The following is an 8,916-nucleotide window of genomic DNA, read 5'->3' on the forward strand; positions in this document are numbered from 1 at the left end:
AGGCGGGGATCCAGGGCTTCCGGATCCAGGATGGATCTCTATCCTTTCCTGAATTCCTTCTCGTAGGTCGCATCCAGCACCGGCCCCCTGTCGGTGTCGGTGCGGCCCTTCTTCAGGTCGTCGTGCGCGACCGTGCCGATCGCCTTGCCCGAGGGCTCATGGCCTTGCGGGCTGCCGGCGGATTCGTCGCGCTCGTGCGGCGCGCGCGGCACCCGCTCCTGCGTCTCTCCCTGAACGGGAATGGTCTGGCCTTTGCTGGCGTCGGTGGGCATGGCGGGTCCTTTCGAAGCGCCATCCTGCCTGCTCGTGCGATGCTGGCTTGTAGGAAAACGAACCCTTTTTTCCTGTCGGATGCGTCCTACCGTTGCCGCCGTCCGCCGCCGACAAATGCGAACGCCGCATGGCTACGGTCCGCTGCGGCGGAGCTTGGTTCAATTCAAGGCGTCACACATCCAAAGCGCTCAAGGAGAAGAGATCATGGACATGCTCGCCGCGGCCCCCGATTGGCTGGTCTGGTGCGCCGCCGGCGGCGCCGGCGCGTTTGCGCTCGCCGCACTGGCGAACATGATCGCAGCCGCGGTCGACCTCGAAGCGTCCTGATCCGTGGCGGCCTCCCGATCCGATTCGCGCGGCAAGCCCAAGCCCGGGGAGCAGGCGGCCGCCAAGACCAAGCAGCTCGAGGGTTTCTCGCAGGCGCTGGAGCCGGTTCTGACCACCGACAGCGGCGTCGTCGTCGCGGACAACCACAATTCGCTCCGGGCCGGCGCACGCGGCCCGACCCTGCTCGAGGACTTCGTGCTGCGCGAGAAGCTCGTGCATTTCGACCGCGAACGCATTCCGGAGCGCGTGGTCTATGCGCGCGGGGCCGCGGCCCACGGCTACTTCGAGCTCACGCGCCCGCTCGTCGAATACACGCGCGCCGATTTCCTGCAGGAAGTCGGCGGCCGAACGCCCGTGTTCGTGCGCTTTTCCAACCTCACCGGCGCGCGCGGCAGCGCCGACACCGTGCGCGACTTCCGGGGTTTCGCGGTGAAGTTCTACACGCGCGAAGGCAACTACGACCTGGTCGGCGGCAACGCGCCCGTGTCCTTCGTGCAGGACGCGATGAAGTATCCCGACTTCATCCACGCCCTCAAGCCCGAGCCGCACCACGACATGCCGCAGGCGTCGAGCGCGCACGACACGTTCTGGGACTTCGCCTCGCTCGTGCCCGAATGCACGCACGCGCTGATGTGGCTGATGTCCGACCGGGCGCTGCCGCGCAGCTGGCGGATGCTCGAGGCCTTCGGCGTCCACACCTTCCGCATGATCAATGCGCGAGGCGTTTCGCACTTCGTGAAGTTCCACTGGCGGCCGAAGCTCGGCAAGCACGCGCTGGCCTGGGACGAGGCGCAGCGCCTCGCGGGGAAGGACCCCGATTTCCTGCGGCGCGACCTGTGGGATGCGATCGAGCGCGGCGACTACCCGGAGTGGGAGCTCGGCGTGCAGTTCATCGAGGATTCCAAGGTGGCGTCGCTCGGCATCGATCTGCTCGACCCGACCAAGCTGGTGCCCGAGGAGATGGTGGGCGTCACCATCGTTGGCAAGCTGGTGCTCAACCGCAATCCGGAGAACTTCTTCGCCGAGGCCGAGCAGGTTGCGTTCAACCCCGGCCACGTCGTGCCGGGCATCGATTTCTCGAACGACCCGGTGCTGCAGGGGCGGCTCTTCTCGTACGGCGATGCGCAGCTCGCGCGCCTGGGCGGGCCGAACCATCACGAATTGCCCATCAACCGCGGCGTCTGCCCCATGCACAACCTGCATCGCGACGGCCTCCAGCGGTTCACGATTCCCAAGGGGCGTGTTTCGTACGAACCGAACACGCTCGCGACGGGTTCCGAATTCCGCATGGACGGCGGCCAGCAGGGCTTCCAGAGCTGGCCGGAGGACACCGACCCGCCGAAGGGCCGGCGGCGCAGCCCCGGCTTCGACGATCACTTCAGCCAGGCCACGCTGTTCTGGAACAGCCAGAGCACGGCGGAGAAGGAACACATCGTCGCGGCGTTCCAGTACGAGCTGTCGCGCGTGGAAACGGCGGCGATCCGCCAGCGCGTCGTCGACAACCTCGCGCACGTCGATGCGAAGCTCGCGCGCAAGGTCGCCGAGCCGCTGGGCATCGGCGCGCCGGATGCACGCGCCGCCGCGGGCCGCTCGGGCTTTCGCGAGGCGGCGCCTACGAAGACGATCGAACGTTCGGCCTCCCTGAGCATGGAAACGCAGGGATCGTCCATCCACGGTCGCAAGGTCGCCGTGTTGATGGCGCCCGGCGTCGAGCTCGGGGCGTACAAGGTGATCCAGCAGGCGCTGCAGGAGGCGGGCGCGACGACGCGCGTCGTCGCCGCGCATCTGGGCTCGGTGGCGTCGTCGTCGGGGCAGCAGGTGCCGGTGGACCACACCTTCGCCGCCATGCCCTCGGTCATGTTCGACGCGGTGCTGGTGCCCGGCGGCGCGAACAGCGCCCAGGCGTTGCTGGCCAATGGCGATGCGCTGCATTTCGTGCTGGAGGCGTACCGGCATTGCAAGGCGATCTGCGTGATCGGCGAAGCGGCCGAGCTGCTGAAGAAGGGGCATCCGTCGCTGGCCGAGGACCTGGCGGTCGATGGCGTCCTGGTCGGCACCAACGACCCGGTGGCGCGCAACCAGCTCGCGCAGGACTTCATCGCCGCGATCGGCCGCCACCGGCACTGGATGCGCGCGCACGTCGACGCGACACCGGCCTGAGACTCTTCCGTCGCCCTGCGCGGGTGATAGTCTCGCCCGCATGAGCAGCATTCTCCACGGCGACCGCTTTCGCGGACTCGCCGCCGCCATCGTCGACCTCGACGGGACGATGGTCGACACCCTCGGCGACTTCGACGCCGCTCTCGGCGCCGTGCTGCGCGAGCTGGGCCTTCCGCCCATCGCGCGCGACGTGCTGGGCGCGATGGTCGGCAAGGGCTCCGAGCACCTCATTCGTTCGGTGCTCGCGCACATCGGCGCGAGCGACTCGTTCTATCCGCGGGCGTGGGACGCCTACCAGCGGCACTACCTCGCGATCAACGGGCGGCATGCCGACGTCTTCCCCGGCGTCGTCGAAGGATTGACCGGGCTGAAGGCGCGGGGGCTGAAGCTTGCCTGCCTCACCAACAAGCCGACGGCCTTCACGACCCCGCTGCTGGCAGGCAAGGGACTGGATGGATTCTTCGATGTCGTCTTCGGCGGCGACGCCTTCGAGCGCAAGAAGCCCGATCCGTTGCCGCTGCTGAAGACCTGCGAGGCGCTGGGGATCGAACCGGCGCGCACGCTGATGATCGGCGACTCGAGCAACGACGCGCGAGCGGCCCGCGCGGCCGGCTGCCCCGTGATCCTCGTGACCTATGGCTACAACCACGGCGAGCCGGTCCGCGGCGTCGATGCGGATGGCTTCGTCGACACGCTCGCCGAACTCGCGGCTCGAGCGCCGGGTTGAGCGTCGCCAGCTCTTTGCTACACTGGCCCCATGTTCATCCACCGCACGAACATCACAGGTTGCAGCGACCGGGGAGCCTGGCCCTGGCGCAAGCCTGATCACGTGCGCACCTGAAAGCACGGGGCAGCCCGTGCCCCCGCGCCCCGCCAACCGGGGCATCATTTTTCAGAAGGCGGTCATCGCCGCCGGGCTTGTGGAGGCTCGAATCCCTTGAACACCGAACTCGAATTCAAAAGTCTTGCGCTGCAAGGCTTCAACCGCATTCCGCTCATCGCGGAAGCCTTCGCGGACCTCGAAACGCCGCTGTCGCTGTACCTGAAGCTCGCGCACGCCAAGGATGGCGGGCGGCTCTCGTTCCTGCTGGAGTCCGTGGTGGGCGGCGAGCGCTTCGGCCGCTACAGCTTCATCGGCCTGCCGGCGCGCACGCTCCTGCGCTCGAGCGGCTTCGGCGCGGAGGCGGTCACGGAAGTGGTGACCGACGGACAGGTCGTCGAGACCTTCCGCGGCAATCCGCTGGACTTCGTCGAGACCTACCAGAAGCGCTTCAAGGTCGCGCTGCGCCCGGGCATGCCGCGATTCTGCGGCGGTCTCGCGGGCTACTTCGGCTACGACACCGTGCGCCACATCGAGAAGAAGCTCGAGAAGTCCTGCCCCACCGACACGCTGCACTGCCCCGACATCCTGCTGCTGCAGTGTGAGGAACTCGCGGTCATCGACAACCTGTCCGGCAAGCTGTATCTCATCGTCTATGCCGACCCCGGCAAGCCCGAGGCGTATTCCAACGGCAAGAAGCGGCTGCGCGAGCTGAAGGAGCAGTTGAAGTATTCGGTGAGCGCGCCGGTGGTGAAGGCATCGCAGGGTTTCCCGGCCGAGCGCGAATTCGCCAAGGCCGATTACCTGCGGGCCGTGGAGCAGGCGAAGGAACTGATCGCGGCGGGCGATTTCATGCAGGTGCAGGTCGGCCAGCGCATCAGGAAGCGGTACACCGAGTCGCCGCTGTCGCTGTACCGCGCGCTGCGCTCGCTGAATCCGAGCCCGTACATGTACTACTACAACCTCACGGGCGCGGACGGCACGGCGAGCGACTTCCACGTGGTGGGCGCGTCGCCGGAGATCCTGGTGCGGCAGGAGCACACGCCCGAGGGCCAGAAGATCACGATCCGGCCGCTCGCGGGCACGCGCCCGCGCGGGGCCACCCCGGAGCAGGACAAGGTGGCCGAGCATGAACTCGTCGCCGACCCCAAGGAGCGCGCGGAGCACGTGATGCTGATCGACCTGGCCCGCAACGACATCGGCCGCATCTCGAAGACCGGCACGGTCAAGGTCACCGAGGCTTTCATCGTCGAGCGCTACAGCCACGTGATGCACCTCGTGAGCAACATCGAGGGCGTGCTCAACGACGGCATGACCAACATGGACGTGCTGCGAGCGACTTTCCCCGCGGGCACGCTGAGCGGCGCGCCGAAGGTGCATGCGATGGAGCTGATCGACAAGCTCGAGCCGAACAAGCGCGGCCTGTATGGCGGCGCATGCGGCTACCTCAGTTATGCGGGCGACATGGACGTGGCCATCGCCATCCGCACCGGGATCGTGAAGGACCAGATGCTCTACGTCCAGGCGGCAGCCGGCGTGGTGGCCGATTCGGTGCCCGAGCTGGAGTGGAAGGAGACCGAGGCGAAGGCGCGCGCGCTGCTTCGCGCTTCCGAGCTGGTCGAGGAGGGCTTGGAATGACCCGCCTTCTGATGATCGACAACTACGACAGCTTCACCTACAACCTGGTGCAGTATTTCGCGGAGCTCGGCGCGCAGGTCGAGGTGTTCCGCAACGATGAGATCGACGTCGCGGGCGTGGCCGCGAGGAATCCCGACCGCCTCGTGATCTCGCCCGGCCCGTGCTCGCCGGCCGAAGCGGGCATTTCGGTCGAGGCGATCCAGCATTTCGCCGGCAAGCTGCCCATCCTCGGCGTGTGCCTGGGCCACCAGAGCATCGGCGCGGCGCTGGGCGGCAGGATCGTCCGCGCGCAGCAGCTGATGCACGGCAAGACGAGCGTGATCACCACCACGCGCGAAGGCGTGTTCGCGGGGCTGCCGGAGAAATTCACCGTCAACCGCTATCACTCGCTCGCGATCGAGCGCGACACCTGCCCGGCGGCGCTGAAGCGCACCGCGTGGACGGACGACGGCGAGATCATGGGCGTGCGGCATGCGTCGCTGCCCATCGAGGGCGTGCAGTTCCACCCCGAATCGATCCTCACCGAGCACGGCCACGCGATGCTGCGCAACTTCCTCGAGCAGACGTCTTAGGAGAACCCCATGTCCATCACTCCCCAGGAAGCGCTGCAGCGCACCATCGAGCACCGCGAGATCTTCCACGACGAGATGCTGCGGATCATGCGGCTCATCATGAGCGGCGAACTCTCGCCCGTCATGACGGCGGCCATCATCACCGGCCTGCGCGTGAAGAAGGAAACGATCGGCGAGATCACGGCCGCGGCGCAGGTCATGCGCGAGTTCTCGACCAAGGTCCACGTCGCCGACAAGACGCATCTGGTCGACATCGTGGGCACGGGCGGCGACGGTTCCCACACCTTCAACATCTCGACGTGTTCGATGTTCGTCGCGGCGGCGGCGGGCGCGAAGGTGAGCAAGCACGGCGGACGCAGCGTCTCCAGCAAGAGCGGCAGCGCGGACGTGCTCGAAGCGCTCGGCCTGAACATCGGCTTGCCGCCCGAAGCCATCGCGAAATGCATTGCCGAGGTCGGCATCGGCTTCATGTTCGCGCCCAACCACCATCCGGCCATGAAGAACGTGGCGCCGGTGCGCAAGGAAATGGGCGTGCGCACGATCTTCAACATCCTCGGCCCGCTCACCAACCCGGCGAGCGCGCCCAACATCCTCATGGGCGTGTTCCATGCGGACCTGGTGGGCATCCAGATCCGCGCGCTGCAGCGACTTGGCGCCGAGCATGCCCTGGTGGTCTATGGCCGCGACGGCATGGACGAGGTGAGCCTCGGCGCGGCCACGCTGGTGGGCGAGCTGAAGGACGGCGAGATCAGCGAATACGAGATCCACCCGGAAGACTTCGGCCTGCCGATGTCGGGCAGCCGTGCGCTGAAGGTCGACACGCCGGAGCAGTCGAGCGCCATGATGCGCGGCGTGCTCGACAACCAGCCCGGGCCGGCGCGCGACATCGTCATCCTGAACGCGGGCGCGGCGCTGTATGCGGCCAATGTGGCGACGAGCATCGCGGATGGCATCGCGAAGGCGCGCGCGGCGGTGGAGTCGGGCGCCGCGAAGAAGAAGCTCGAGGACCTCGCCCGCGTGTCGAAATCGCTCGCGAGCTGAGCCGGGTCCAGCGACATGTCCGACATTCTCGACAAGATCGTCGCCGTGAAGCGCGAGGAAATCGCGGCGGCGCAAAAGAAGAAGCCGCTCGAGGTCGTGCGCGCGGACGCCGAAAGCCGCGTGCTGACGCGGGACTTCGAAGGCGCGCTGCGCGGAAAGATCGCCGCCGGCCGCGCCGCCGTCATCGCCGAAGTGAAGAAGGCGAGCCCGAGCAAGGGCGTGCTGCGCGAGGACTTCATTCCCGCCGATATCGCGCAGAGCTACGCCGAGCATGGCGCCGCCTGCCTCTCGGTGCTGACCGACCGGCAGTTTTTCCAGGGCAGCGTCGACTACCTCAAGCAGGCCCGCGCGTCGTGCGACCTGCCGGTGCTGCGCAAGGACTTCATGGTCGATGCGTATCAGGTGTACGAGTCGCGCGCGATGGGCGCCGACTGCATCCTGCTGATCGCCGCGTGCCTCGACGACGCCCGGATGAGCGAGCTGGAAGCGGTGGCGCACGGGCTCGACATGGCGGTGCTCGTCGAAGTCCATGACCGCGACGAGCTGCAACGCGCGCTGAAGCTGAAGACGCCGCTGGTCGGCATCAACAACCGTAACCTGCGCACTTTCGAGGTGTCGCTCGACACCACGCTGGGCATGCTCGCGGACGTGCCGAAGGACCGGTTGCTAGTGACCGAGTCGGGCATCCTGGGTCCCGCCGACGTGAAACGCATGCGCGACGCGGGAATCCATGCCTTCCTGGTTGGCGAGGCGTTCATGCGCGCGGACGACCCGGGTGAGGCGCTCGCACGGCTGTTCGGCGGCTGATGGAATCGCCGGGAGATCGGCTCGAAGCGTGGGCGCCCGAGTCCTGGCCCGTGGCCGAGGGCTGGGCGGAGGTGATCCGCGAATTCCTGCGCAGCCGGGAAGGCGTGGCGCTCGACGTTTTCATGCGCGAGCGCCTTGCCGCCGGCGCCATCGTCTACCCGCCCACGCCCTTCAAGGCGCTGGAGCTGACGCCGCTGGCCGGGGTCCGCGCGGTCGTGCTCGGCCAGGACCCGTACCACGGCCCGGGCCAGGCGCACGGCCTCGCGTTCTCGGTCCCCGACGGCGTGAAGCCGCCGCCGTCGCTGCGCAACATCTTCAAGGAGCTCGGCCGCGACGCGGCTTCGGGCTCGCTCGTCGACTGGGCGCGGCGTGGCGTCCTGTTGCTCAACACGAGCCTCACGGTCGAGGCGGGCCAGGCCGGCAGCCATGCCCGCAAGGGCTGGGAGGCGCTGACCGATGCGCTCCTGGCCAAGGTGGCAGCCACCGCCTCGCCGTGCGTCTACCTGCTCTGGGGCGCGCATGCGCAGGCCAAATCGGAACTGATTCGCACGACCGCGCTCCAACACGGTCGCGACGCACTGATCCTCGCGGCGAATCATCCTTCTCCCCTGTCCGCGCTCCGCCCGCCCGTGCCCTTCATCGGCTGCGGGCACTTCGTCCGGGCGCGGTCGTGGCTGGCCGAGCGCGGCGTCGACGGCGTTTTCTGACGCAGGGGTGGGGCATCGTCCGATGATCCGTGCTATATTTCGAGGTTCGCCGGAGGGGTGCCCGAGTGGCTAAAGGGGGCAGACTGTAAATCTGTTGGCTTACGCCTACGCTGGTTCGAATCCAGCCTCCTCCACCAGCTTCCTGAAAAAGGGAGTCGGTACGGTGATGCGGTGTTGTTGAAGTGCGGGAGTAGTTCAATGGCAGAACCTTAGCCTTCCAAGCTAATGACGCGGGTTCGATTCCCGCTTCCCGCTCCAGGCTGGTTGCCGGCGCAGTACAGAGTTGTGCAGAGAATTCGCCCTTGTGGCGTATAGAGAATTCGCCCTTGTGGCTCAGTGGTAGAGCACTCCCTTGGTAAGGGAGAGGTCGCGGGTCCGATTCCCGCCAAGGGCACCAGTTTCAGTGAATGTGGTTACTTTTTCGGAGAACGAAAAATGGCAAAGGGTAAATTCGAGCGGACCAAGCCGCACATGAACGTGGGCACCATCGGTCACGTGGACCATGGCAAGACGACGCTCACGGCGGCAATCACCTCGGTGCTGGCGACCAAGTTCGGCGGCGAAGCCAAGG

10 protein-coding genes and 3 tRNA genes are annotated in these 8,916 nt (G+C 67.2%); 12 read left to right on the forward strand and 1 reads right to left on the reverse strand.

The features are described 5' to 3' along the window. Positions 1 to 38 precede the first annotated feature (38 nt). The gene (locus AB7E83_RS13050; RefSeq protein ID WP_428570079.1) at positions 39 to 272 is read right to left on the reverse strand and encodes a hypothetical protein; all 234 of its coding nucleotides are present in this window, start codon (positions 270 to 272) and stop codon (positions 39 to 41) included. Positions 273 to 477: 205 nt separating this feature from the next. Between AB7E83_RS13050 and AB7E83_RS13055 the strand changes: the two genes are divergently transcribed. The 12 genes from AB7E83_RS13055 to AB7E83_RS13110 form a co-directional block, all read left to right on the forward strand. Further along, the gene (locus tag AB7E83_RS13055; protein ID WP_428570081.1) at positions 478 to 600 is read left to right on the forward strand and encodes a hypothetical protein; all 123 of its coding nucleotides are present in this window, start codon (positions 478 to 480) and stop codon (positions 598 to 600) included. Between the two features lie 3 nt (positions 601 to 603). Then, positions 604 to 2,760, forward strand: a complete 2,157-nt coding sequence (locus tag AB7E83_RS13060; RefSeq protein ID WP_428570083.1) for a catalase — start codon at positions 604 to 606, stop codon at positions 2,758 to 2,760. 40 nt (positions 2,761 to 2,800) lie between these two features. Further along, positions 2,801 to 3,487: a phosphoglycolate phosphatase gene (gene gph, locus AB7E83_RS13065; protein ID WP_428570085.1), complete on the forward strand. Its 687-nt coding sequence runs from the start codon at positions 2,801 to 2,803 to the stop codon at positions 3,485 to 3,487. A gap of 210 nt (positions 3,488 to 3,697) precedes the next feature. Then, positions 3,698 to 5,218 carry an anthranilate synthase component I family protein gene (locus tag AB7E83_RS13070; RefSeq protein WP_428570086.1) on the forward strand — a complete coding sequence of 507 codons (1,521 nt, stop codon included), beginning with the start codon at positions 3,698 to 3,700 and terminating at the stop codon, positions 5,216 to 5,218. Further along, positions 5,215 to 5,790 carry an anthranilate synthase component II gene (locus AB7E83_RS13075; RefSeq protein ID WP_428570088.1) on the forward strand — a complete coding sequence of 192 codons (576 nt, stop codon included), beginning with the start codon at positions 5,215 to 5,217 and terminating at the stop codon, positions 5,788 to 5,790. Before AB7E83_RS13070 ends, AB7E83_RS13075 begins: the two co-directional genes overlap by 4 nt. Positions 5,791 to 5,799: 9 nt before the next feature. Then, positions 5,800 to 6,831, forward strand: a complete 1,032-nt coding sequence (gene trpD, locus AB7E83_RS13080; RefSeq protein WP_428570090.1) for an anthranilate phosphoribosyltransferase — start codon at positions 5,800 to 5,802, stop codon at positions 6,829 to 6,831. A gap of 15 nt (positions 6,832 to 6,846) precedes the next feature. Further along, a complete protein-coding gene (gene trpC / locus AB7E83_RS13085) occupies positions 6,847 to 7,638 on the forward strand; it encodes an indole-3-glycerol phosphate synthase TrpC (RefSeq protein WP_428570091.1) in 792 nt (263 codons plus the stop codon). After that, positions 7,638 to 8,345, forward strand: coding sequence for a uracil-DNA glycosylase (locus AB7E83_RS13090; RefSeq protein WP_428570093.1), 708 nt, complete (start codon positions 7,638 to 7,640; stop codon positions 8,343 to 8,345). Before trpC ends, AB7E83_RS13090 begins: the two co-directional genes overlap by 1 nt. Before the next feature lie 51 nt (positions 8,346 to 8,396). Further along, positions 8,397 to 8,482, forward strand: a tRNA-Tyr gene (locus tag AB7E83_RS13095). Positions 8,483 to 8,529: 47 nt separating this feature from the next. Then, a tRNA-Gly gene (locus tag AB7E83_RS13100) sits at positions 8,530 to 8,603 on the forward strand. Between the two features lie 64 nt (positions 8,604 to 8,667). Further along, positions 8,668 to 8,742 (forward strand) — tRNA-Thr (locus tag AB7E83_RS13105). 38 nt (positions 8,743 to 8,780) lie between these two features. After that, a partial coding sequence (locus AB7E83_RS13110) for a GTP-binding protein (protein WP_428570107.1) occupies positions 8,781 to 8,916 on the forward strand: 136 nt, incomplete at its 3' end.

Source organism: Ramlibacter sp. (assembly GCF_050250995.1).
GTDB lineage: Bacteria > Pseudomonadota > Gammaproteobacteria > Burkholderiales > Burkholderiaceae_C > Ramlibacter.

Bases quoted from the DNA above. Each gene is read 5' to 3' on its own strand.
- AB7E83_RS13050 (WP_428570079.1), bottom strand. From the start codon at position 272: ATGCCCACCGACGCCAGCAAAGGCCAGACCATTCCCGTTCAGGGAGAG.
- AB7E83_RS13055 (WP_428570081.1), top strand. From the start codon at position 478: ATGGACATGCTCGCCGCGGCCCCCGATTGGCTGGTCTGGTGCGCCGCC.
- gph (WP_428570085.1), top strand. From the start codon at position 2,801: ATGAGCAGCATTCTCCACGGCGACCGCTTTCGCGGACTCGCCGCCGCC.
- AB7E83_RS13075 (WP_428570088.1), top strand. From the start codon at position 5,215: ATGACCCGCCTTCTGATGATCGACAACTACGACAGCTTCACCTACAAC.
- trpD (WP_428570090.1), top strand. From the start codon at position 5,800: ATGTCCATCACTCCCCAGGAAGCGCTGCAGCGCACCATCGAGCACCGC.
- trpC (WP_428570091.1), top strand. From the start codon at position 6,847: ATGTCCGACATTCTCGACAAGATCGTCGCCGTGAAGCGCGAGGAAATC.
- AB7E83_RS13090 (WP_428570093.1), top strand. From the start codon at position 7,638: ATGGAATCGCCGGGAGATCGGCTCGAAGCGTGGGCGCCCGAGTCCTGG.